The sequence below is a fragment of the Caulobacter sp. GW821-FHT12A07 genome (assembly GCF_058807655.1).
In genome coordinates, this window is record NZ_JBXAQX010000009.1 from 116,216 (window position 1) to 138,865 (window position 22,650).

The window sequence follows — 22,650 nt, forward strand, 5'->3', positions numbered from 1 at the left end:
CAACTTCCCTACATGATTGAGGCTTAAGCCTAGCTCTAAGCCTTGTCCTTCGCCATTCCGGCTGAACAATGGTCCCCAAGACTTACGTCAAAAGAGATTCCCGTCGATGACGACCGCTCCGCCCTCGATCACCAGCCGCAACGCCGTCGTCTTCCTGGCGGTGGTGGCCGCCGGCGCGGCCATGTACTTCGCGCGCGACATCCTCACCCCGCTGGCCCTGGCCGCCTTCCTGGCGGTGATGATCGACAGTTTCGCCCGGGTGCTGAGCAACCGGGTGCCGAAGTTCCCGCAGCGCCTGGCCCTGCCGATGGCGATCCTGCTGTCGCTGCTGCTGTTCGGCGGCTCGGTGTGGATCGTGGTCGACAACGGGGCCGAGTTCGTCGGCCAGGCCAAGGCCTACGCCCCGCGCCTCAACGAGGTGATCGCCAAGGTCACCGGCCTGGTGGGCGTCCAGGTGCCGCCGACCATCGACGACCTGATCGCCCAGCTCAATCCGCAGCAATATGTCGGCGCCGTCGCCGGCAGCCTGCAGAACTTCGCCTCCAACGCCGTGCTGGTGCTGATCTATCTGGGCTTCATCGTCGCCTCGCGCCGGGGCTTCTCGCGCAAGATCGTCGCCCTGTTCCCGCACCACGCCGAGCGCGACCGCTCGATGGCCCTGTTCCAGCGCATCCGCAACGGGGTGGAGCAGTACCTGTGGATCCAGACCGTCACCGGCCTGATCATCGCCATCGCCGCCTGGGCGGTCATGGCCCTGGTCGGGCTCGACAACGCCTTCTTCTGGGCCTTCCTGATCTTCATCGCCAGCTACATCCCGATCCTGGGCGGGGCCGTCGGCTGCATCCTGCCGCCGCTGTTCGCTCTCGTGCAGTTCAATCACACCCTGCTGCCGGCCATCATCCTGGCCGCCGCCCTGCAGGTGATCTACTTCGTGGTCGGCAACGTCGTGCTGCCGCGCATGCAGGGCGACAGCCTGAACATGGACCCGACGGTGGTGCTGCTGTCGCTGGCCGTCTGGGGCGCGCTGTGGGGCGTCACCGGCATGTTCCTGTCCACGCCCCTGACCGTGGCCGTGATGCTGATCCTGGCCCAGTTCGACGGCACCCGCTGGATCGCCATCCTGCTGTCGGAAGACGGCGATCCCAGCGGCGAGAAAGCCGTCGAGCACGGCCCGGCGGGCGTTGCCAAACAGGGTTCGGCGAGAAAAAAGCCAAGTTTGAAAAAAGGGGCTTAAATTCCGAAAAGGCGCGCCTATCTAAGTCTCGTACCGGGAGCCCCCACCCCGGTCCCGCGCGACGCCAGCCTGCTTTACCTGGCGCGTCGTAAGCGGAAACAGCCCGCCGCTCCCCCCAAGGCGGGCCTGCGCCGCCGGTCTCCCCCCACCGGCGGCGCTTCCGTTTCCGGACCGCATTTCCGAACAATCAACGGTCATCCGGCTCGGCTAGAAATGTGGGTGGCGCATCCTTCGGAATTTGGCAGTTTAGGCAAAATATTGTTCGGTTCTCAGGCGCGTGTGTTGAACGCGCGTGGGAAAGGGCTAGGTTGTCGCCAAAAATTCGCGAGGAAATACCCATGGTCGGCGAAAATGACCGCAAGGCGAACCAGCAGGCGTCAAACGCTCTGAGCGCGGCTCTGGCCGCGGCGCTGGGCGGATCGCTTTCCCCGCCCCAGGCTCAGTTCGCGGCCCTGGCGTCGGAAGACTGGTCGGCCGAGGAGCTGCCCGGCGTCGGACCCGCCGAAGTGGCCGCCGGTCTCGCCGAACTCTGGCGCTTCGCCGAATCCGCCGCCGACCAGCCCCTGGCCCTGCGCGTCCGCGCGGCCGAAGGCGGCGACGTGCTCGAGATCGTCCAGCCCGACCGTCCCTTCCTCGTCGACAGCATCATGGGCGCCATCGCCGAGACCGGCTTCTCGGTGCGCGCCATGTTCCACCCGATGGTCGAACTGGCCGGCCAGCGCCGCTCGCTGATCCAGGTCTGGCTCGAGCCCGTCGGCCAGGACCGCGAGCAGGCCCTGCTGACCGCTGTCCGCGACGCCCTGGGCGACGCTCACCTGGCCGTCGACGACTTCGACGCCATGCGCGCCCTGATGCGCCGCACGATCGACGAACTGCGCGGCGCGGGCGTCGACCTCCCCGCCGACGAGCGTAACGAGGGCCTGGCCTTCCTCGACTGGCTGGAAGGCGACCACTTCGTGTTCCTGGGCGCGCGGGTCTACGACTACCCCCGCACCGCCGACGGCGGCTACGCGGCCGAGGAGCCGCTGTACCAGCCGGAAGGCAGCCTGGGCGTCCTGCGCGACCAGACCCGCACCGTCCTGCGCCGCGAAAGCGAGCCGGCGATCCTGTCGCCCCAGGTCCGCGACCACCTGCTGCTGGGCGCGCCGCTGGTCGTGGCCAAGTCTAACCTGCGCTCCAAGGTCCACCGCCGCGGCTACATGGACTATGTCGGCATCCGCCGCTACGGCCCCGACGGCAAGCCCTCGGGCGAGGTCCGGTTCGTGGGCCTGTTCACCGCCGAGGCCTACGAGACCCCCGCCCACGAGGTGCCGCTGATCCGCCGCAAGGTCGAGCACGTGCTCGACCAGGCCGGCAAGGATCCTGACAGCCACAACGGCAAGCGCCTGCGCAACATCCTCGAGACCTGGCCGCGCGACGAGCTGTTCCAGATCGAGGAGGGCGACCTGCTCTCCATGGCGCTCGGCGTGCTGCACCTCTACGACCGTCCGCGCGTGCGCCTGTTCACCCGCCGCGACCCGTTCGACCGCTTCATCTCGGCCCTGCTGTTCGTGCCGCGCGAGCGCTATGACTCCGGCGTGCGCCAGCGGGCCGGCGAGCTGCTCAGCCAGGCCTTCGACGGCCGGGTCTCAGCCTACTATCCCAGCTTCTCCGACGCCCCTCTGGCGCGCGTGCACTACATCCTCGGCGTCAAGCCGGGCCAGCACGGCGACCCGGATCTGGCGGCCCTGGAAGCGGCCATCGCCGAGACCACCCGCACCTGGGACGACCGTTTCGAGGCCATCGTCCGCGAGCGCGGCGCCACCCGTCCGGTGGTCGACACCCTTTCCCGCTGGGCCGGCGCCTTCCCGCCCGGCTATCGCGACCAGTACGACGCCCCCGAGGCCCTGGCCGACATCGCCGTCGTCGACGACCTGAAGTCCGGCGAGGCCGTGCGCGTGCGCGCCTTCCGCCGCGAGGGCGACGACGCCCTGACCTTCCGCTTCAAGCTCTATCGCCCCGGCGCGGCGGCCCCGCTGGCCGACGTGCTGCCGATCCTCGAGCACATGGGCCTGAAAGCCCTGATCGAGGACGGCTTCAAGCTGAAGCCGATCATCGACGGCCTGATCGCGCCGACCTGGGTGCATGAATTCGTCCTGCGCGACGAACAGGGCGAGCACCTGGCCTTCGCCGACGTGAAGGGCGCCTTCGAGGCCGCCTTCGTCGCCATCTGGACGGGCCGCGCCGAGAGCGACGGCTTCAACCGCCTGGTGCTGGAACTGGGCGTCGACTGGCGCGAGGCCGCTCTGGTCCGCGCCCTGGCCCGCTACCGCCAGCAGACGGGCCTGGACCCGTCGCAGGCGGTGCAAGAAGCCGCCCTGGCCGACAATCCCGGCGTCGCCCGCCTGATCCTGGATCTCTTCCGCATCAAGTTCGACCCGGCCATCGCCGCCGACCTGGAGGCCCGCAAGGAGCAGGCCGTCGCGGTCGCCGACAAGATCACCGAGGCCCTGCAGGCGGTCGAAAGCCTCGACGCCGACCGGGCCCTGCGCCGCATCGCCGCCCTGGTGGGCGCGATCCAGCGCACCAACTTCTACCAGACGGGCGAGGACGGCGCGCCCAAGCCGCACATCAGCTTCAAGATCGCCTCGCGCGAACTGGCCGACCTGCCCGCGCCCAAGCCCTATCGCGAGATCTACGTCTCGGCCCCGCATGTCGAGGGCGTGCACCTGCGCTTTGGCCCCGTCGCCCGGGGCGGCCTGCGCTGGTCCGACCGCCGCGACGACTTCCGCACCGAAGTGCTGGGCCTGGTGAAGGCCCAGCAGGTCAAGAACGCCGTCATCGTGCCGGTCGGCTCCAAGGGCGGCTTCTATCCCAAGCAGCTGCCGCGCGGCGGCGATCGCGACGCCATCCAGGCCGAGGCGATCCGCGCCTACAAGACCTTCCTGTTCGGCCTGCTGGACATCACCGACAACATCGACGCCGACAACAAGGTGATCACCCCGGCCTCGGTCGTGGTCCACGACGGCGAGGATCCCTATCTGGTCGTCGCCGCCGACAAGGGCACGGCCACCTTCTCCGACATCGCCAACGGCGTGGCCGAGAGCTACGGGTTCTGGCTGGGCGACGCCTTCGCGTCGGGCGGTTCGGTCGGCTACGACCACAAGGTCATGGGCATCACCGCCCGCGGCGCCTGGGAGGCGGTCAAGCGCCACTTCCGCGAACTGGGCAAGGACATCCAGACCCAGCCCTTCACCGTCGTGGGCGTGGGCGACATGTCGGGCGACGTGTTCGGCAACGGCATGCTGCTGTCCAAGCAGACCAGGCTGCTGGCCGCCTTCGACCACCGTCACATCTTCCTCGACCCCGATCCGGATCCGGCCGTGTCGTGGGAAGAGCGCGACCGCATGTTCAAGCTGCCGCGTTCGTCCTGGGCCGACTATGACGCCAGCAAGCTCTCCAAGGGCGGGGCCATCGTGCCCCGGAACCAGAAGGAGATCCCGCTGTCGCCCGAGGTCCAGGCCATGCTCGACCTCAAGGCCGCCAGCGTCTCGCCGGCCGAGCTGATGACCGCGATCCTCAAGTCGCGCGCCGAGCTGCTCTATCTCGGCGGCATCGGCACCTATGTGAAGGCCAAGGGCGAGACCAACGCCGACGCCGGCGACAAGGCCAACGACGCCATCCGCGTCAACGGCTCGGACCTGCGGGTCAAGGTGGTGGGCGAGGGCGCCAATCTGGGCCTCACCCAGGCCGGCCGCATCGAGTTCGCGCAAGCCTCTGGCCACCTGAACACCGACGCCATCGACAACAGCGCCGGCGTCGACAGCTCCGACCACGAGGTCAACATCAAGATCCTCACGGGCCTGCTGGAGCGCTCGGGCGACCTTACGCGTCCCAGCCGCAACACCCTGCTGGCCTCGATGACCGACGACGTCGCCCATCACGTGCTGGAGCACAACTACGACCAGACCCTGGCGCTGACCCTGCTGGAAAGCGACAGCGTCGAGGAGCTCGACTCCCACGTCCGCTTCATGAGCGAGCTGGAAGGTCGCGGCCGTCTCGACCGCAAGGTCGAGGGCCTGCCCGAGGCCGCCGTCCTGGCCGACCGCGCCCAGGCCAAGAAGGGCCTGACCCGGCCGGAGCTGGCCGTGCTGCTGGCCTACGGCAAGCTTGATCTGTTCGACGACATCATCGCCTCGCGCGCCCCGGACGATCCCTGGTTCCAGGCCACCCTGCACGGCTACTTCCCCAAGGCGCTGGGCGTCTATGCCGACGCCATGCAGAAGCACCGCCTGAAGCGCGAGATCATCGCCACGGTGGTCGGCAACCAGATGGTCAACATGTGCGGTCCGACCTTCCCGAGCCGCCTGAAGGCCGCCGCCGGCTGCGACGTCGAGGCCCTGGTGGTCGGCTTCGCCGCCGCCCGCGAGATCCTCGGCATCGACGCCCTGTGGGACCAGGTCTCGGCCCTGGACAACCAGGCCGGCGCCGACGGCCAGACCGCCCTCTACAAGGCTCTGGCCTACGCCCTGCGCAGCCTGACCTTCTGGCTGGCCCGCCGGGCCTTCCGCGACAAGTCGAGCGTCAAGCAGCTGGTCGAGGCCTACGGTCCGTCGGTCGCCGCCCTCAAGAGCCTGACCCCGACGATCCTGTCGGGCTTCGAGCAGAAGACCACGGCCAAGCGCGCCAAGGCCTATGTCGCCGACGGCGCGCCCCAGGCCCTGGCCGAAGCGGTCGCGGCCCTGCAGCCGACGACCACGGCCGCCGACCTCGTCGACATCGGCAACGCCTCCAGCTGGAGCGTCGAGAACGTCGCCCGCCTCTACCACCAGGTCGGCGCGGCCCTCGGCTTCGACCGCCTGCGCTGGGCGGCCGGCCAGTTCGTCGGCGGCGACAGCTTCGAGCGCCTGGCCGTCCGTCGCCTGATCGAGGACCTGCTGTTCGAACAGGCCGCCATCACCCAGGCGGTCCTGAAGTTCGCCGCCAACGCCCAGGCCGGCGATGACGAGAGCTCGGCCAAGGCCGCCGTGACCTCGTGGGCCGCCCTGCGCGCCGACCGCGTCAAGGCCGCCAAGCGCACGGTGGAAGACATCGAGCAGGCCGGCGGCGGCTGGACCTTCGCCAAGCTCACCATCGCAAACGCGGCGCTGCGCGAGCTGTCGGTGCAGGGCTGATCGGCAGACGCCTCGGGAGCGCGGGCTCCCGAGGCGTCGCGGATTGTCAGATGGTGGTGAAGCCGCGCATCTGGCCCAGGTTGGTGATGAACGGGAAGGACGCCCCGGTTCCGACCGTCGGGTTGGGCGTGGCGTTCTCCTTGTCCAGGAAGTGGCAGATGCCGTTCGAGGCGGTCAGCACCCCGCCGGTGTTGGTCCCCTCCACCAGCAGCGGCGCGTTCGACGAGATGTGGCGGAACAGGTTGGCGCGGGCATAGCCGCTCGAGGCGCCGTACTTGCCCCGCGACACCAGGCCGTTGCCGACGCCGCCCGTCGCCCGATAGACGTGCAGGTCGATGTGGTTGTTGTCCGCGTCCTGGATCTCCAGCGCCGACATGCCGCCGCCGATCAGGAAACGCAGGACCATGTCGCACGCGGTGACGTTGGCGTTGCTCGACCCTGTCATCAGCAGCGCCGCCGAGCCGGCCGAGCCGGTGAGCTGGCGGAAGGCCAGCCGCATCTGCGCCATGTAGATGTTGGTGTTTTCCGCCAGGCTGACGCCCGACACGCCGCAGGCCAGGACCGCGCTGTAGGGACCCACGCACTCTTCGAGGAAGAGGTCGTATTCGCCCTCGCGGATGCTGTCGATCTCCAGCAGCCGGGTGGCGACGCCGTTGCCGACGACGCGCAGGCCGGTGAAGCCGCCGCCGACGTTCTGGGCCAGGGTCGAGCCGTAGGGAGAGCGGTGCTTCAGCACCGTGCCGGCGAAGGTCGGCACGATCGTCGTCCCGGCCACCGGCGCGCCGCCGGTATGCTCGGACGAGCGGCCCGAGCCCCTCAGGAAGACCCGGCTGTACTGGTTGTCGAGGGTGGAGCCGACGATCAGGGTCGGCATCGGCAGGTCGACGATCCCGCCGCCGCGCGTGGCCAGCTGGGCCATGACGGCGTTGAGGGCGGGAGCCGCGTCGGTGGTTCCATCCGACGGCACGCCGAAATCGACGCCCGCGATGGCGATGTTCTTGTAATCCATAAAATATCCAATGTTTTCGCACGCCCGGAAATTCGAGCGGGGTGGCGGGGCCACGGTCCTCAATGTCGCGCGCCACACCGTCGGAATCGGTCGCAACGCAGGCGATCGCGATCTTCTTTTCCACCCAGGGCTGACGTCGTCCGCGAAGCCCGTCACCATCGCCCGGCAACAACCGGGGCAAGCGCCGCATGGCCGCCGACAAAGACCGCATCCTCCTGCTCGACGCGCTGCGCGGCCTCGGCGTGCTGGGCATCTTGCTGTGCAACGCGCCGGCGTTCGCCTTTCCGCTCGATCTCAGCGACAGCGTGACGGCCTGGCCGTTCGGGACCGGGCCGCAGACGATGTCGGTGTGGCTGGTCACCCAGTGGCTGTTCCAGCGCAAGTTCGTGACCCTGTTCTCGATGCTGTTCGGGATCTCGATGTTCCTGGTCGGCGGCGAGCGGGGGCGGGAAGGGGATCGCCTGCTGCATCGGCGCCTCTTCTGGCTGCTGGCCTTCGGGATCGCCCACGGCTTCGCGATCTGGTGGGGCGACGTGCTGCTGAGCTACGCCCTGGCCGGCTTCGTGGTGGCCCAGGCGCGATCGTGGCCGGCGCGGCGGCTGCTGGGCTGGGGCGTGGGGGTGTGGCTGGTGTTCGCCGTCCTGACCGCCCTGGGTCTGGCGCTGCTGTCGGGCGAGCCGCCGTCCGAGACCGCGGCCGAAGCCGCCCGTGAGGCGGCCAAGGGCGCGGCGGCGATCGCGGCCTATCGCGGCGACTTCATCCAGTCGATGATCATCAACGCCCGCGAGCGGCTGGAGAGCCTGCCCTACGAGCCGATCATCTTCCTGCTGACGACCAGCCTGATGATGATCGGCCTGGGCGCCTTCAAGACCGGCGTCTTCACCGGCGAGGCCTCGAAGCGCACCTACGGCGTGCTGATCGCCGTCGGCCTGCTGGCCCTGGCCGCGACCGGCTGGGCCTATTTCACCTTCGTGCTGGGCGGCATGGCCCAGCCGGTGCTGCATCTGGCCGAGGGCCTGCAGACCATCACCGCCCCCCTGACCACCCTGACCTATGTCGGTCTGATGGCCCTGGCGGCCCGGTCTTCCGGCGTCTGGCGCAGGATCCCCGCCGTGCTGGCCCCGGTCGGCCAGATGGCCTTCACCAACTACCTTTCCCAGTCGCTGATCATGACCGCCATCTTCTACGGCGGACGCGGCCTTGGCCTCTATGCGCGCCTGGACCGCCCGGCCCTGGCCCTGATCGTCGTGGCGATCTGGATCGTCCAGATCCTGTGGTCGCGGTGGTGGCTGGAGCGCTTCACCATGGGTCCGCTGGAATGGATCTGGCGCCGGCTCTATCGCGGCCCCGCGCCGCTTCGGCGGGCGTGATCCCTTAATTTCTCCCGTCATTCCCGCCCTTGTGGCGGGAATCCCTCTTTCAGCCGCAAGGGCGGAAGAGGCGGATCGCCGGCGATCCGCCGCAACTTCACGTGCGTACGGAGCCAGGGGTTCCCGCCACAAGGGCGGGAATGACGGGTTGATAAATGGCGCTGTTGAGCCATCGTCCGCGTCGGTCACAAGAAACCGCCGAGCGAACGGCGTGCGTCACATGTCTGTCGCCGCTCGTCGCTAACGCCGCTTGCAGACGCCGTGGGCGTCCCGTCGGGGAGTGCGTACAATGAAGATCGATCGTCGCGGGCTTCTGGCCCTGCTCGGCACGGGCGCGGCCACGCCGGTCGCCGCCGCCGCTCCCAAGCCCTTCGAGGGCGAGGTGAAGTTCCTGCACGGCCTGGCCTCGGGCGACCCGCTGGCCGACCGCGTCATCCTCTGGACCCGCGTCACGCCCCAAGGCGCGACGGCAGGCGGCGCCGCCGCCCCGGTCGCCGTCCGCTGGGAAGTGGCGACCGATCCGGACTTCAAGACCCTCGTCGCCCAGGGCCGGACGCTGACCGACGCCGGCCGCGACTGGACCGTGAAGATCGACGCCACGGGCCTCAAGCCGGGCACGGACTATCACTACCGCTTCCGCGTCCTGAAGGCCGGCAAGCCGGTCGGCGAGGGGATCACGGGCGCGACCCGCACCCTGCCGCAGAGCGGCGTCAAGGACGTGGTCCTGGCCGTCACCTCCTGCTCGCTCTATCCGAACGGCTACTTCAACGCCTACGACGCCATCGCCAAGCTGCCGCGCGTCGACGCCGTGCTGCACCTGGGCGACTACATCTACGAATACGGCGGCGGGCCCAAGGACTACGGCATGAGCTCGCCGGTCGCCGCCCAGCGCCAGCCGGATCCGCCGCACGAGATCGTCAGCCTGTCGGACTATCGCCGCCGCCACGCCCTCTACAAGACCGACCCGATGCTGCAGGCCGCCCACGCCCGCGCGCCTTGGATCGTGGTCTGGGACGACCACGAGACCGCCAACGACAGCTGGGTCGGCGGGGCGGAAAATCATGATCCGGACAAGGGCGAAGGCGACTGGGCCGCCCGCAAGGCCGCCGCGCTGAAGGCCTATTACGAGTGGATGCCGATCCGCGAGCCGTCCAGCGGAACCCTGCCCGAGGCCGCCTGGCGCCGCTTCCAGTTCGGCGACGTCGCGACCCTGCTGATGGTCGAGACCCGCCTGACCGCCCGCACCGAGCAGCTGACCTACGAGCGCGACCTGCCCAAGACCGCCGACGGCAAGCCCGACATCGCCGCCTTCGTCGCCAAGTGGAAGGATCCCTCGCGCCGGATGATGGGCGAGGGCCAGGAGCAGTGGCTGGCCCGCGAGGTCGACGCCTCGGTCAAGGCCGGCACGGCCTGGCAGGTGCTGGGCAACCAGGTGGTCATGGCCCGCGTCGCCCCGCCCAACCTCAAGGCCACCATGGGCGACGAAAAGTTCGACGCCATGCTGGCGGCCCTGCCCGAATACGCCCGCGGCCGGGTGGCGGGGGGCGTGGCCATGTCGGCCTTCGACATCCCCTCCAACCTCGACGCCTGGGACGGCTATCCGGTCGATCGCCAGCGGGTCTACGACATCTTCAAGGCCAGCCAGGCGACGCCGATCGTCCTGGCCGGCGACAGCCACATGTTCTGGGCCAACGAGCTGTGGGACGACGCCGGCTCGACCCGCGTCGCCGCCGAGTTCGGGGCCACCTCGGTCACCTCGCCCGGCTACGGCGACATCATGCCCGGCGCCCCGATCGGCGAGGCCTTCGTCCAGCGCAACAAGGAAGTGAAATACGCCCACCCCAGCGCCAAGGGCTTCGTCCTGCTGACGCTGGAAAAGGGCAAGGCCGTGGGCGAACTGATCGCCGTCTCGACCATCCTGTCGACCGACTACACGACCAGCGTGCTGAAGACGTTCGTGGTGACGCCGGCGGATGGCGGCGGGGTCAAGGCGCTAGCGGAGGCGTGAGGTAAGACCGCCCTATCGACCCCTCTCTCTTTGAGAGAGGGAGGGGCCCGCGCCGAAGGCGTGGGAGGGTGAGAGGTTACAGCCTGCCAGAACGAAGCGCTGCGAGGATCTCATCCGCCGTCCCGCCCGGGTCGGCGAGAACCTGCTCGTTGCGGATTCTCAGAACCAAATAGCCGAACAGCTCCAGAGTTTGCGTACGGCGCTCGTCGTGGTCTTCGCGCCCCTCGTGGGAAGCGCCGTCCAGCTCGACGATCAGCTTGCCCGCTTCGCAGACGAAGTCGACGAAGTAGCGATCTATCGGCTCCTGTCGCAGGAACCTGAACCCGCCCAGGCGGCGATTGCGGACGAGCGCCCACAGCGTCTTCTCGGCGAGGGTCTGGCCCCGACGCAGGCGGCGGGCGTTGGCGGTCGCATTCATGGCGACAGCGTGAGTGCGCGCCTTTGGCCGAAGCAACGGAAGGAATCGAGGTTTTCCGGCCGAGGGTGAAACCTCTCACCCTCCCACCGCTTCGCGGCGGGCCCCTCCCTCTCTCCAAGAGAGAGGGATCAATACTACCGCCGCTCCAGCGCCAGCCGCAGCCCGAAGGCGATGAACACCCCGCCGCTGATCCGATCCAGCCACCGCACCACGGCGGCTTCCCGCAGCAGGCCGGCCAGCGGCGCTGTGGCGGCGATCAGCAGGCCGGCCCAGGCCAGGCCCAGCAGCACGTGGATCCCGGCCAGCAGCGTGCCGAACACGCCGGGGTTGGCGCCCGCCGGGATGAACTGCGGCAGGAACGAGATGTAGAACACCCCGACCTTGGGATTGAGCAGGTTGGTGAACAGGCCGCGCCGGAACGAGTCCGCGATCCCGCCGCCGGTCGGCGACACCGCCCCCGGCTCGAAGCGGTCGCGGGGCTTGATCAGCATCTTCACGCCCATCCACACCAGATAGGCCGCGCCCGCCCACTTCAGCGCCGTGTAGGCCAGCTCCGAGGCGGTCAGCAGCGCCCCGGCCCCGAAGGCCGCGGCCATGCCCCAGATCAGGCAGCCCACGCCGATGCCCATGGCCGCCGCGGCCGCGCGGCGCGGGCCTTCGGTGGCGGCGCTGCGCAGCACCAGGGCGGTGTCGAGCCCGGGCGTGATGGTCAGCAGACTAGCGGCCAGGGTGAAGGCGACGAGGGCCTCAGGCGTGGTCATGGATGTGGTCCTCCTCCCGCTCGACCAGCTGGCCGTTCTCCCAGACGCGATAGAAGCACGAGCGGAAGCCGACGTGGCAGGCGCCGCCGTCGCCCTGCGGGCGCACCTTGATCACCACGGCGTCCTGGTCGCAGTCGACGCGGACCTCGCTGACGATCTGCAGCTGGCCGCTGGTCTCGCCCTTTTTCCAGAGGCCGTTTCGCGAACGGCTGAAATAGTGGGCGACGCCCGTCTCCAGGGTGAGCTTCAGGGCCTCGTCGTTCATCCAGGCCAGCATCAGGATCTCGCCGGTGTCGGCGTGCTGGGCCACCGCCGCCACCAGGCCGGCGGCGTCGAAGCGCGGGGCCAGGGCCGGCCCCCGTTCCAGGGCTTGCTTGTCGGGGGCGGAGGGGAAGAAGGCGCTGGTCATCAAAGACATATGGCGCAACACCCCCGGTTTGGGCTAGCCTCCCGCATCCGGCGGGGGACGGGAAAAGACGGGACGATGGACCTCAAGTCCAGGATCAAGGGCGGCGTGGCGGTTTTGGACCGCTGGGCGCGGCCCTGGGCGGAGCGCTCGAAGGCCAACGCCAGGGCCTACGAATTCCTGTTGTTCGGCCTGAAACAGGCTTGGGCGTGCTTGTTCGGCGGCCTGATGCTGGCCCTGCTGGTCGGCACCTTCCTGTTCTGGCCCAAGGACGCGGCGCTGGCGCGCTACGACTTCCTCGTCATCGCCTCGGTCGCCATCCAGGCGGCCCTGCTGCTGCTCAAGCTCGAGCGCTGGGACGAGGCGGCGGTGATCCTGATCTTCCACCTGGTCGGCACGGCCATGGAGATCTTCAAGACCGCCCACGGCTCCTGGGTCTATCCGGAAGACAGCGTGCTGCGGATCGGCGACGTGCCGCTGTTCACCGGCTTCATGTACGCCTGCGTCGGCAGCTACATCGCCCGCGCCTGGCGGCTGTTCGACTTCACCTTCGTGAAGTACCCGCCGTTCTGGAGCGCCCACATCCTGGCGGTGCTGGTCTACGTCAACTTCTTCACCCACCATTATGTGACCGACATTCGCCTGGGCCTCTTCGTGCTGTCGGCGGTGCTGTTCGGCCGCACCTGGATCGTCTACACGCCCGACCGCCAGGCGCGGCGCATGCCGCTGCTGCTGGGGCTGATGCTGGTGGCGCTGTTCATCTGGTTCGCCGAGAACCTGGGCACCTTCGCCGGGGCCTGGATCTATCCCAGCCAGGCCGGCGGCTGGCATATGGTCGCCATCGAGAAGCTGGGGGCCTGGTACTTGCTGATGCTGATCAGCTTCGTCCTGGTCAGCCTCGTCCACCGCCCCCTCGACGCCTGCGTCGAGCGCCTGCGCGAAGGCATCCGCGCGGCGGCCTGAGGGCCGCTCCGACAGCCGCGTCGAGCCGGAGAAATCCCGCCGGGATCGCCCGCTTCGTGCTATGATGATCCATGCGCCGAAGAGCGCGCCAAGGGGTTCCGTTCGCGGCGACCTCGACCTGGTTCGGCGGCCCGCCGGTTTCATGCCGGCGTCGTTCGCGGGCCTTTTCGTTCAAGGCCGTTTTCGTTCATCGCCGCCGACGTCCGGCGCGCCGTCCTATCGCCAGGACGTGCGTCGGCGCGCGCCTGGAGATCCTCGATGTCCCGCTTCCCGCCGACTGACCCGCCGATCACTTCGCAGGCCGAAGGGCGTTCGCCGCGCCTGTCGCGGGATCTTCGCCTGCTGGCCCTGTCGGATGTCCTGCGGCGCTATGCGGCCCGCTTCCAGCCCGACCTCAACGCCGCCGGCCTGCTGGCGCATCGCGCCATCGCCGCCGCGTTCGCCAAGCCGGTCGCCGCCGCCGACGCCAAGGGCGCGATGGAAGCCGGGCTGCGCGCCCATGTCGACGACAGCCTGGCCGACCAGGCCGCGAAGACCCCTCCTCCTGGCCGGCGCTCATGAGCGCCCGCAGCGTCAGTGGAAGCGCGCCGTTCGGGCGCCACGACTACGAGATCACCTACGGCTGGCGGGACGAGGCGCTCAGCGTCACGATCGGCGGCCAGCTGGCCACCCCGCCGGTCATCGGCGACATCTACACTCTGGGCTCGCCCGACGGCGGCATCCAGGACTTCACGGTCATGCAGATGACGCGTGAGCGCGGACAGGGCTGGGTGGCGCGTTGCAGCGCCGCGGCTCGCCCGCCCCGCCTGGAGGGCTCCGATGACTGAGGAAACCGACCGCATCCAGCGGGAGAACGAGTATCTCAAGCGCCGCAACGCCCAGCTCCAGGCCGAGGTCGGCGACCTCACGGCCGAGGTGGTGCGGCTGCAGCAGCGCCTGGGGGCGTTCGCCGTCCGCGCCGCCGTCGCGCCCAACCCGCTGTCGGGCGGCCAATAGGATGGCGCTCTCGCCCGAGCAGGTGACGGCCCTGCGCAATCTCGCCCGCAAGAAGCAGGGCCACGACGTCGACTGGATCAACATCGCCGACGCCCGCGGCCTGACCGAACTGGGCCTGGCCGAGCGCGGCCGCACCGGCTGGATCATCACCAGCGCCGGCGAGGCGGAGCTCCTGGCCTACGAGCGAAGCTAGGATCCGGGGAGAGGCCCGCAGGCCCAGATCCTCCCCCTTTGGGGGAGGTGGCCCAGAGGGCCGGAGGGGGTAGCGCGGCGTCGGCCGCCCAAACCCCCTCAGTCGCTTCGCGACAGCTCCCCCAGAGAGGGAGCATCTATCGGCCTACTTCCGGGTCACCAGATCCATGAACCGCTGCTGCAAGACCTTGTCGGTCTTGAACACGCCGCGGAACTGGGTGGTGATGGTCGAGACGTCGTGGTGGTGCACGCCGCGGGTGCTCATGCACTGATGCTCGGCGTCGATCAGCACGGCCACGCCGGCCGCCGAGAGGTGGTCCTCGATGGCGTCGGCGACCTGCATGGTCATGGTCTCTTGCGTCTGCAGGCGCTTGGCGAAGATCTCGACCAGGCGCGCCAGCTTCGACAGGCCCACGACCTTGCCGGTGGGCATGTAGGCCACCCAGGCCTTGCCCAGGAACGGCGCCATGTGGTGCTCGCAGTGGCTCTGCACGTCGATGCCGCGCAGCATGACCATGTCGTCATAGCCCTGCACGTCCTCGAAGGTGCGCGACAGCTCCTTGGCCGGATCGCCGGTATAGCCGGCGAACCACTCGCCATAGGCGTCGACCACGCGCTGGGGCGTGTCGAGCAGGCCTTCGCGGTCGGGGTTGTCGCCGGCCCAGGCCAGCAGGGTCCGCACCGCGGCCATGGCCTCGTCTCGGCTGGGGCGCTGGGCGGGTTCAAGATCAAGACCGGCGTTATCGTCAGAGCCGATCAGGGTTCGCTCGCGGGTCAGTGCGTCCATGTTTTCGAAGGGGGCTTTCCACGGGCTGAGTTGCGCCGGAGCGCCGTTCGCCCCGGAATTACGCGTGCCACCCGTTAAAGGGCGCGCCTCTCACGTCGCAAAGACGTGGTTCGAAGGCTCGCTCCCCGCTATATGGGTCCGGTTTTTCGTTCCGACAACACCCTTCCGCTGCGTCAAGGCGACCGAGTTTTCATGACCATCAGGCTCTACGACACCATGGCGCGCGAGAAGCGCGACTTCGTTCCCGCCGATCGCGACCGGGTGACGATGTATGTCTGCGGACCGACGGTCTACGGCTACGCCCACATCGGCAACTTCCGTCCGGTGGTGGCCTTCGACGTGCTGTTCCGCCTGCTGCGCCACGAATTCGGCGACGAGGCGGTGGTCTATGCCCGCAACGTCACCGACGTGGACGACAAGATCAACAAGAAGGCCGCCGACGAGGGCGTCGAGATCAAGGTCATCACCGACCGCTATCTCGCCGCCTACCACGAGGACGCCGACGCCCTCGGAGCCCTGCGCCCGACCCTGGAGCCCAAGGCCACCGACCACATCGACGCCATCGTCGAGATGATCGGCAAGCTGGTCGACAATGGCTCGGCGTACGCCGCCGAGGGCCACGTGCTGTTCGACACCCAGAGCTTCGCCGACTACGGCCAGCTCTCGGGCCGTCCCCTGGACGACATGATCGCCGGCGCCCGCGTCGAGGTCGCGCCCTACAAGCGCCACCCGGCCGACTTCGTGCTGTGGAAGCCCTCCAAGGAAAACGAGCCCGAGTGGCAAAGCCCCTGGGGCGCGGGCCGTCCGGGCTGGCACATCGAGTGCTCGGCGATGATCGACAAGCAGCTGGGCCTGCCGATCGACATCCACGCCGGCGGCATCGACCTGCAGTTCCCCCACCATGAGAACGAGGTGGCGCAAGGGCGCTGCGCCCACGGCCTGCCGACCTACGCCCGCTACTGGATGCACAACGGCTTCCTCGACATGGACGGCGAGAAGATGTCCAAGAGCCTGGGCAACGTCATCATCCCGCACGAGCTGGTGAAGACCACGCCGGGCGAGGTGGTGCGCTGGGCCCTGCTGTCGGCCCACTACCGCCAGCCGCTGGACTGGACGCCCGAGCTGCTCGAGCAGAGCAAGAAGTCGCTGGACCGCCTCTACGGCGCCCTGCGCCGCGCCAAGGACGTCGTCGCCGACCAGGCCGTCGAGGCCCCCCAGGAGGTGATGGACGCCCTCTGCGACGACCTCAACACCCCCGCCGCCGTCGCCAAGCTGTTTGAGGTGTCGAGCGCCATCGAGAAGGCCGTCACCGCCGGCGACCTGACCGAGGTGGCCATCCACAAGTCGCGCCTGCTCGAGGCCGGCGCCCTGCTGGGCTTCCTGCAGGCCGATCCCGACGCCTGGTTCGAGGGCGACGCGTCCGACGACCTCAAGGCCCAGGTCGAGGACCTGCTGGCCCGCCGCGTCGCCGCCCGCGCCGCCAAGGACTGGACCGCCGCCGACGCCATCCGCGGCGACCTCGACGCCCTCGGCGTCGTGGTCATGGACAGCCCGACCGGCGCGACCTGGCGCATGAAGGACTGATCCCTTCCCTTCTCCCCTTGCGGGAGAAGGTGTCAGCGCAGCTGACGGATGAGGGGTCTCTCAAACGCAAAACGCCGCGACAGCTGCTCGGCCGTCGCGGCGTTTCTGTTTCTCCTCCCCCGCTTGCGGGGGAGGGGGACCGCGAAGCGGTGGAGGGGGCGGCGGTGCGCACGGTGCTCCGTCCCTCGCCCCCTCCGTCACGGCGCTGATAGCGCCGCGCCACCTCCCCCGTTTCTCGGAGGAGGAGCTTATCTGGCCGTAGAACCACCCTTCTCCGGATCCGGCGGCAGCCCCGTCTTCGGGTCGCGGGCCACGGGCGCGAAGCCTTCGGCGATGAACAGGTCCGTCCGCCGCACGCGCTTGCGGTCGAGCCGCACACGGACGATCTCGTCGCCCGAGGTGGCCTTGAAGTCCTGCTCGATCTTGGCCTTGTAGACCCCCTCCAGGCTGGCGATCAGCGTGCGCTGGCCGTAGGCGGCGGTCATCGGGGCCTCGGTCTCGGCCTGGTTCTGCGGATGGGCCTCGTGCACCCAGATGCGCAGCGGCGGGGCGCCGACCGTGCCCCAGTAGTCGCGCCCGTAATAGGCGGCCACGTTGAACAGGAAGCGGTCGTCGACGGCCACCGAGGTCAGGCGCTGCCCGGCCTGCTCCTCGCGGGCGCGGTTGATGATCGCCTGCACCGTCTGGTCCCAGCCGCGCACCCGCTTGAAGCTGTTGGCGAGACCAATGCCGTCGGCCAGGCGCGGGCTCATCAGGCAGGCCAGGAACAGGGCGGCGAAAGCCGCCTGCAGGGCCAGGCCCCCGGCCAGCCAGCGCTTGGCGCTCCAGCGCACCATCCAGCCGGCGACCAGCACCGAGCCGGCGACATAGGCGGCGGCCGCCCAGTTGGCGTTGGCGCGGCTGACGAAGGCCTGGCCGGCCACGGTCAGCAGCGGCGGCAGAACAAAGCACAGCAGCAGCACGTCGGCGGCCTGCAGGCGCTTCTTCACCGCCAGCACGATGCCGCCGCCCAGCAGCACGCCGAAGGGCAGGGGGCCGAACACCCCGAACTGCGAGCCGACGAACTCGACCAGCTCGCGCGGATTGAACAGCGACTTGGCGCCCCAGTTGGCGTTGGCGGCGGTGTGCTCGACCGTGGCGAACTTGTGGGCGGCGTTCCAGATCAGGTTGGGCGCGAAGACGGCGATCAGCACGCCGAAGAAGGCCAGGCCCATCGGCCAGGTCCAGGCCTTGCGGGCTTCGCGCGACAGCGCCAGGTGCGCGCCGATGCTGAAGAGGACGTAGATCGCCGCGTACTTCGACAGGAAGGCCAGGCCCAGGGCCGCGCCCAGGCCGGCGGCGGTCAGCAGGCGCTCGCGCGGGGTCTTGGCCGCCGGCAGCGAGACATAGGCCCAGATGGTCAGGGCCAGGAAGAACAGCAGCGGCGCGTCGGTGCCGATCACGCCCGACGACAGCTGCACGCCCGGCATCAGGGCGTAGACGCCGGCGGCGGCCAGGCCGGTCCAGCCGCCGTACAGGCGGCGGGCGATGCGGTGGACGATCAGCGCGGTGGCGCCGTGCAGCAGCGGCGCGCCCAGCCGCAGCCAGCCTTCGGTGTCGCCGCCGATCGTCGTGGTCAGCCAGATCACCCAGGCGATCATCGGCGGCTTGGAATAGTAGCCGAAATCCAGGGTCCGCGACCAAAGCCAGTACTGGGCCTCGTCGGGGTACAGCTCCAGCGGCGTCGAAAAAATCGCCAGTACCCGGACGATCGTCAGCAGGGCGACGCCGATCAGGGTCAGGCGCCAAGCGCGGGCTGCGGAATCTTCGGCGGCGTAGGGGGACGCGGTCATGACGCGCTTCTTAGCGAAGTAAGGGAAATCTGACCAATTGTTCCGCAAGCGACTGATCGATGTGGCAGATTCTGGGCCATCGTGGCCTTTCCGTCACCAAACCTTCTAAATGTTTCGCTACACCGCCCAAACGATGCGGTTCGATGCTCGTTTTTCCGAACTAGCGTCAAAGAATGAGGGGATCATTGGAATGAACACGAAAAAAATCGCCTGTCTGGCGTCGACCGCGCTGGTCGGCAGCCTGCTGGCGGCGACCGCCGCCATGGCTCAGTCGACCGCCTCGACCGAACTGGACTCGATCGTCGTCACCGCCAGCACCCGTCCGAAGACGGTCGATGGCATGATCACCGCCGAGACGGTCGCCAAGAGCCGCACCACGGTGTCGCAGGAATTCCTGCAGACCCAGGTTCCCGGCCAGACCGTCATCCAGTCGCTGAACATCCTGGTGCCGGGTCTGAACTTCACCAACAACGACCCGTACGGCTCGTCGGGCGGCAACATCCGTCTGCACGGCTTCGACGGCAACCGCGTCGCCCTGACCTTCGACGGCATGCCGCTGAACGACACCGGCAACTACGCGACCTACACCAACCAGCTGCCTGACTCTGAAATCATCGGCAGCGCCTCGGTCAACACCGGCTCGACCGACGTCGACAGCCCGACCGCGGCCAGCACCGGCGGCACCATCGGCATCTCGACCCTGACGCCCTCCAAGGAGCGCGGCGCCTGGGTCCAGGCCAGCGTCGGCAGCTTCGACTACCAGCGCTACGCGGCCATGGTCCAAAGCGGCGAAGTCGGCCCCTGGGGCACCCGCATGTGGGTGGAAGGCTCGTACCAGAAGTACGACAAGTTCAAGGGCGAAGGCGAAATCTACAAGCGCCAGATCAACGCCAAGATCTATCAGCCGATCGGCGACGGCACCGACTTCATCAGCCTGGCCGCGCACTACAACGTCAACCGCAACAACGCATACTACGGCCCGAGCCTGCGGACCGCGACGGCGTCGCTGCCTAACGAAGTCGACACGGCCGGCTGGAGCGTCGATTTCGCGACGGCTTACGTTGCGCCGACCTCTCGCGCCGGCGGCACCGGCGTCACCGGCGACATCGATCTCGACTCGGCCTCGACCAACTCGAGCTTCTACAACCTGCGCGTCAATCCGTCGAACACCGGCAACATCCGCGGTCAGTCGAAGTTCACGCTCGGCAACGGCTTCACCCTGACCGTCGACCCGTCGTTCCAGTACACCCTGGCCAACGGCGGCACCCAGAACACCACCCTGTCGGAAAGCTGCCGCGCCGCTTACTTCGCGGCCAACCCGACCGTGACGGCCGCCCCGACCAGCGCGCAAGCCACCAGCGCCTGCTCGACCTCGACCCGTCAGCTTCTCGGCGCCCAGACCACCGCTTCGCTGCTCACCGCCGGCGTTGACCTGAACGGCGACGGCGACACCAACGACACGGTGCGGGTCATGAACCCGAGCAACACCAACACCCGTCGTTACGGCCTGCTCACCTCGCTGATCTGGAAGCTGAACGACAACAACGCCATCCGCGTCGGCTATACCCTCGACTACGGCCGTCACCGCCAGACCGGCGAGTACAGCTTCATCGACCAGGGCGACACCCCGACCTACCAGAGCTGGTTCGGCGGCAAGGACGGCCACGGCGACAAGATTGTGACCGCCGACGGCAAGAGCTTCATGCGCGCCCGCGACCGCTTCTCGATCGCCACCCTGAACCAGGTCAGCGTCGAGTACCGGGGCAAGTTCCTGGAAGACAACCTGAACGTCAGCGTCGGCCTGCGCGCTCCGTTCTTCAAGCGTGAACTGAACCAGTTCTGCTACTCGCAGAACGCTTCGAGCACCGTGCGCTGCACCACCGAAACGCCCAGCACCCCGCTGGCCAACGGCAACGTGACGTTCGATGGCGGCACCACCCAGTACATCGCTCCGTACTCCAAGACCCTGAAGTACGACGACGTGCTGCCGAACATCGGCGCGACCTACCGCTTCGGTGAAGCCAGCTCGATCTACGGCAGCTACGCGGAATCCACCTCGCTGCCGCGTACCGACAACCTGTACACCGTGCTGCGCCTGGCCAACGGCTCGATCGGCAACGCGACCGTCCAGCCGGAAACCAGCACCACCTTCGAAGGCGGCTATCGCTACCAGAGCGGCGCGATCATCGCTTCGGCCAGCGCCTGGGCGACCCAGTTCGAAAACCGGATCGTCAGCTCGTACGATCAGGACCTGGGCCTGAACATCGACCGCAACGTCGGCAAGGTGAAGCAGTACGGCTTCGACGCCTCGGTCGGCTTCAAGCCGGTGGAGTACCTGGCGGCCTACTTCTCGTTCTCGTACAACGACAGCGAAGTGCAGGATAACATCGCCATCACCTCGACGACCTTCGCCGCCACCAAGGGCAAGGAAATCGTCGAGACCCCGCACGTCACCTTCTCGAACCGCATGGAATGGGAAGTCCTCGAGGGCCTGACCCTGGGCGCCCAGACCAAGTACGTCGGCGAGCGTTGGGTCACCGACGTCAACGACCTGAAGGTTCCGTCCTACATCACGACGGACCTGGACGTGCGCTTCGAGCTGGAGCGCTTCGGTTACAAGAACTCGAACGTCCAGCTGAACGTGATCAACGTGTTCGACAAGAACTACTACGGCAACATCGGCACCCAGACGAGCGCGACCCCGGGCGCGCCCGGCTACAGCCGTCCGTTCGCCAACATCGGCGCCCCGCGCACGGTGACCCTGACGCTCCGCGCTGGCTTCTAAGCCTCCGCAAGCTTCGCAAGACGGGGAAGGGCGGCTCTTCGGAGCCGCCCTTTTTCTTTTGTCGCACCAATTTGCTAGAAGGCGCGCTTGACCCTTCGACCCCCAGGGGCCATCTGCGCCCCCTCTTGTTGACCAGGCTTTCGAAAATGACCCTCACCGTTCCCGCCGAGTGGGCTCCGCACCGCGCCATGTGGCTGGGTTTCCCCAGCCATGGCGAGCTCTGGCAGGAAGACCTCGAGCAGGCCCAACAGGAGGTCGCCGACCTCGCCCGCGCCCTGGCCGGCCCGGGCGGCGAGCGCGTGCGCCTGATGGTCGTCGGCGACGAGGCCGAGGAAGCGGCGAAAGCCCTGCTCTCCGACACCACCGTCGAGATCGTCCGCGGCCAGTTCGGCGACATCTGGCTGCGCGACACCGGCCCGATCTTCACCGCCGGCGGTGACGGCGCTTCGGCCGCCGGCTTCCGCTTCAACGGCTGGGGCGGCAAGTACGACCTCGAAGGCGACGACATCGTCGCCGAGCAGATCGCCGCCGCCTCGGGCGCGCCGCTGGTCCGCAACGACTTCATCCTCGAAGGCGGCGCCGTCGACCACGACGGCCTCGGCACCGTGCTGACCACCCGCCAGTGCGTGCTGAACGAAAACCGCAACGAAGGCTGGGACGAAGCCTCCGCGACCTCGGCCCTCGCCGCCGCGCTCGGCGCCAGGAAGGTGCTGTGGCTGGGCGACGGCCTGCTCAACGACCACACCGACGGCCACGTCGACAACCTGGCCCGCTTCGTCGCCCCGGGCGTCGTCGCCTGCCCGATGGCCTTCGGCGCCGACGATCCAAACGCCGAGGTCTATGCCGAGACCGCCCGCCTGCTGGGCGCCATGACCGACAGCCGCGGCTCGCCGCTGCAGGTCGTGCGCATCCCCTCGCCGGGCCGGATCCTCGACGAGGACGGCGAGCCGATCCCGGCCTCGCACATGAACTTCCTGATCGCCAACGAGGCGGTGATCGTGCCGATCTACGCCGAGGAATCCGGCGCCTTCGCCGTCGAGGTGATCAAGGGCCTGTTCCCCGAGCGCCAGGTCATCGGCCTGCCTTCCACCGCGATCCTGACGGGCGGCGGCTCGTTCCACTGCATCAGCCAGCAAGAACCCGAGGAGTAAG

18 protein-coding genes are annotated in these 22,650 nt (G+C 68.6%); 12 read left to right on the forward strand and 6 right to left on the reverse strand.

From position 1 onward, the window contains the following. Positions 1 to 106 precede the first annotated feature (106 nt). On the forward strand, positions 107 to 1,234 hold the full coding sequence (locus AC1RRS_RS18175; RefSeq protein ID WP_492856326.1) for an AI-2E family transporter: 1,128 nt from the start codon (positions 107 to 109) through the stop codon (positions 1,232 to 1,234). Positions 1,235 to 1,572: 338 nt separating this feature from the next. Then, entirely contained in the window at positions 1,573 to 6,387 is a 4,815-nt protein-coding gene (locus AC1RRS_RS18180) for an NAD-glutamate dehydrogenase (protein WP_492856327.1), read from the forward strand. 46 nt (positions 6,388 to 6,433) lie between these two features. Here AC1RRS_RS18180 and AC1RRS_RS18185 read toward each other — a convergent pair whose 3' ends face one another. After that, on the reverse strand, positions 6,434 to 7,396 hold the full coding sequence (locus AC1RRS_RS18185) for a hypothetical protein (RefSeq protein WP_492856328.1): 963 nt from the start codon (positions 7,394 to 7,396) through the stop codon (positions 6,434 to 6,436). A gap of 188 nt (positions 7,397 to 7,584) precedes the next feature. Here AC1RRS_RS18185 and AC1RRS_RS18190 point away from each other — a divergent pair, with 188 nt between their 5' ends. Then, on the forward strand, positions 7,585 to 8,766 hold the full coding sequence (locus tag AC1RRS_RS18190) for a DUF418 domain-containing protein (protein WP_492856329.1): 1,182 nt from the start codon (positions 7,585 to 7,587) through the stop codon (positions 8,764 to 8,766). Between the two features lie 289 nt (positions 8,767 to 9,055). Beyond that, a complete protein-coding gene (locus tag AC1RRS_RS18195; protein ID WP_492856330.1) occupies positions 9,056 to 10,774 on the forward strand; it encodes an alkaline phosphatase D family protein in 1,719 nt (572 codons plus the stop codon). A 76-nt stretch (positions 10,775 to 10,850) separates the two neighbouring features. Here AC1RRS_RS18195 and AC1RRS_RS18200 read toward each other — a convergent pair whose 3' ends face one another. The 3 genes from AC1RRS_RS18200 to hisI form a co-directional block, all read right to left on the reverse strand. Further along, the gene (locus AC1RRS_RS18200) at positions 10,851 to 11,192 is read right to left on the reverse strand and encodes an endonuclease domain-containing protein (protein ID WP_492856331.1); all 342 of its coding nucleotides are present in this window, start codon (positions 11,190 to 11,192) and stop codon (positions 10,851 to 10,853) included. Between the two features lie 134 nt (positions 11,193 to 11,326). Next, entirely contained in the window at positions 11,327 to 11,953 is a 627-nt protein-coding gene (locus tag AC1RRS_RS18205; protein ID WP_492856332.1) for a LysE family translocator, read from the reverse strand. Next, complete coding sequence (hisI, locus tag AC1RRS_RS18210) at positions 11,940 to 12,362, reverse strand: phosphoribosyl-AMP cyclohydrolase (RefSeq protein WP_492856401.1); 423 nt, start codon at positions 12,360 to 12,362, stop codon at positions 11,940 to 11,942. The genes AC1RRS_RS18205 and hisI overlap by 14 nt, the downstream gene beginning before the upstream one ends. 75 nt (positions 12,363 to 12,437) lie before the next feature. On the opposite strand from hisI, the gene AC1RRS_RS18215 reads away from it, so the two are divergent. From AC1RRS_RS18215 to AC1RRS_RS18235, 5 genes are all read left to right on the forward strand, one after another. Next, positions 12,438 to 13,322 carry a DUF817 domain-containing protein gene (locus tag AC1RRS_RS18215; RefSeq protein WP_492856333.1) on the forward strand — a complete coding sequence of 295 codons (885 nt, stop codon included), beginning with the start codon at positions 12,438 to 12,440 and terminating at the stop codon, positions 13,320 to 13,322. A 258-nt stretch (positions 13,323 to 13,580) separates the two neighbouring features. Continuing rightward, positions 13,581 to 13,883: a hypothetical protein gene (locus AC1RRS_RS18220; protein ID WP_492856334.1), complete on the forward strand. Its 303-nt coding sequence runs from the start codon at positions 13,581 to 13,583 to the stop codon at positions 13,881 to 13,883. Then, positions 13,880 to 14,149, forward strand: a complete 270-nt coding sequence (locus tag AC1RRS_RS18225) for a hypothetical protein (protein WP_110121918.1) — start codon at positions 13,880 to 13,882, stop codon at positions 14,147 to 14,149. The genes AC1RRS_RS18220 and AC1RRS_RS18225 overlap by 4 nt, the downstream gene beginning before the upstream one ends. Beyond that, positions 14,142 to 14,318: a hypothetical protein gene (locus tag AC1RRS_RS18230; RefSeq protein ID WP_199228617.1), complete on the forward strand. Its 177-nt coding sequence runs from the start codon at positions 14,142 to 14,144 to the stop codon at positions 14,316 to 14,318. The genes AC1RRS_RS18225 and AC1RRS_RS18230 overlap by 8 nt, the downstream gene beginning before the upstream one ends. A 1-nt stretch (position 14,319) precedes the next feature. Further along, complete coding sequence (locus AC1RRS_RS18235; RefSeq protein ID WP_487290111.1) at positions 14,320 to 14,511, forward strand: hypothetical protein; 192 nt, start codon at positions 14,320 to 14,322, stop codon at positions 14,509 to 14,511. A gap of 144 nt (positions 14,512 to 14,655) precedes the next feature. Here AC1RRS_RS18235 and folE read toward each other — a convergent pair whose 3' ends face one another. Then, on the reverse strand, positions 14,656 to 15,297 hold the full coding sequence (folE, locus tag AC1RRS_RS18240) for a GTP cyclohydrolase I FolE (RefSeq protein WP_110121597.1): 642 nt from the start codon (positions 15,295 to 15,297) through the stop codon (positions 14,656 to 14,658). Positions 15,298 to 15,489: 192 nt separating this feature from the next. On the opposite strand from folE, the gene cysS reads away from it, so the two are divergent. Beyond that, positions 15,490 to 16,881, forward strand: coding sequence for a cysteine--tRNA ligase (cysS, locus tag AC1RRS_RS18245; protein ID WP_492856335.1), 1,392 nt, complete (start codon positions 15,490 to 15,492; stop codon positions 16,879 to 16,881). A 248-nt stretch (positions 16,882 to 17,129) separates the two neighbouring features. Here cysS and AC1RRS_RS18250 read toward each other — a convergent pair whose 3' ends face one another. Continuing rightward, the gene (locus AC1RRS_RS18250) at positions 17,130 to 18,713 is read right to left on the reverse strand and encodes an ArnT family glycosyltransferase (protein ID WP_492856336.1); all 1,584 of its coding nucleotides are present in this window, start codon (positions 18,711 to 18,713) and stop codon (positions 17,130 to 17,132) included. Between the two features lie 190 nt (positions 18,714 to 18,903). Here AC1RRS_RS18250 and AC1RRS_RS18255 point away from each other — a divergent pair, with 190 nt between their 5' ends. Next, positions 18,904 to 21,498 (forward strand): TonB-dependent receptor, encoded by a 2,595-nt coding sequence (locus AC1RRS_RS18255; protein WP_492856337.1) that lies wholly within the window; start codon positions 18,904 to 18,906, stop codon positions 21,496 to 21,498. Between the two features lie 146 nt (positions 21,499 to 21,644). Continuing rightward, on the forward strand, positions 21,645 to 22,649 hold the full coding sequence (locus tag AC1RRS_RS18260; RefSeq protein ID WP_492856338.1) for an agmatine deiminase family protein: 1,005 nt from the start codon (positions 21,645 to 21,647) through the stop codon (positions 22,647 to 22,649). Position 22,650: the final 1 nt, after the last annotated feature.

Bases quoted from the DNA above. Each gene is read 5' to 3' on its own strand.
- hisI (WP_492856401.1), bottom strand. From the start codon at position 12,362: ATGACCAGCGCCTTCTTCCCCTCCGCCCCCGACAAGCAAGCCCTGGAA.
- AC1RRS_RS18215 (WP_492856333.1), top strand. From the start codon at position 12,438: ATGGACCTCAAGTCCAGGATCAAGGGCGGCGTGGCGGTTTTGGACCGC.
- AC1RRS_RS18205 (WP_492856332.1), bottom strand. From the start codon at position 11,953: ATGACCACGCCTGAGGCCCTCGTCGCCTTCACCCTGGCCGCTAGTCTG.
- AC1RRS_RS18250 (WP_492856336.1), bottom strand. From the start codon at position 18,713: ATGACCGCGTCCCCCTACGCCGCCGAAGATTCCGCAGCCCGCGCTTGG.
- AC1RRS_RS18190 (WP_492856329.1), top strand. From the start codon at position 7,585: ATGGCCGCCGACAAAGACCGCATCCTCCTGCTCGACGCGCTGCGCGGC.
- cysS (WP_492856335.1), top strand. From the start codon at position 15,490: ATGACCATCAGGCTCTACGACACCATGGCGCGCGAGAAGCGCGACTTC.
- AC1RRS_RS18195 (WP_492856330.1), top strand. From the start codon at position 9,056: ATGAAGATCGATCGTCGCGGGCTTCTGGCCCTGCTCGGCACGGGCGCG.
- AC1RRS_RS18175 (WP_492856326.1), top strand. From the start codon at position 107: ATGACGACCGCTCCGCCCTCGATCACCAGCCGCAACGCCGTCGTCTTC.
- AC1RRS_RS18260 (WP_492856338.1), top strand. From the start codon at position 21,645: ATGACCCTCACCGTTCCCGCCGAGTGGGCTCCGCACCGCGCCATGTGG.
- AC1RRS_RS18185 (WP_492856328.1), bottom strand. From the start codon at position 7,396: ATGGATTACAAGAACATCGCCATCGCGGGCGTCGATTTCGGCGTGCCG.
- AC1RRS_RS18180 (WP_492856327.1), top strand. From the start codon at position 1,573: ATGGTCGGCGAAAATGACCGCAAGGCGAACCAGCAGGCGTCAAACGCT.
- AC1RRS_RS18225 (WP_110121918.1), top strand. From the start codon at position 13,880: ATGAGCGCCCGCAGCGTCAGTGGAAGCGCGCCGTTCGGGCGCCACGAC.
- AC1RRS_RS18230 (WP_199228617.1), top strand. From the start codon at position 14,142: ATGACTGAGGAAACCGACCGCATCCAGCGGGAGAACGAGTATCTCAAG.
- AC1RRS_RS18235 (WP_487290111.1), top strand. From the start codon at position 14,320: ATGGCGCTCTCGCCCGAGCAGGTGACGGCCCTGCGCAATCTCGCCCGC.
- folE (WP_110121597.1), bottom strand. From the start codon at position 15,297: ATGGACGCACTGACCCGCGAGCGAACCCTGATCGGCTCTGACGATAAC.
- AC1RRS_RS18220 (WP_492856334.1), top strand. From the start codon at position 13,581: ATGTCCCGCTTCCCGCCGACTGACCCGCCGATCACTTCGCAGGCCGAA.
- AC1RRS_RS18200 (WP_492856331.1), bottom strand. From the start codon at position 11,192: ATGAATGCGACCGCCAACGCCCGCCGCCTGCGTCGGGGCCAGACCCTC.
- AC1RRS_RS18255 (WP_492856337.1), top strand. From the start codon at position 18,904: ATGAACACGAAAAAAATCGCCTGTCTGGCGTCGACCGCGCTGGTCGGC.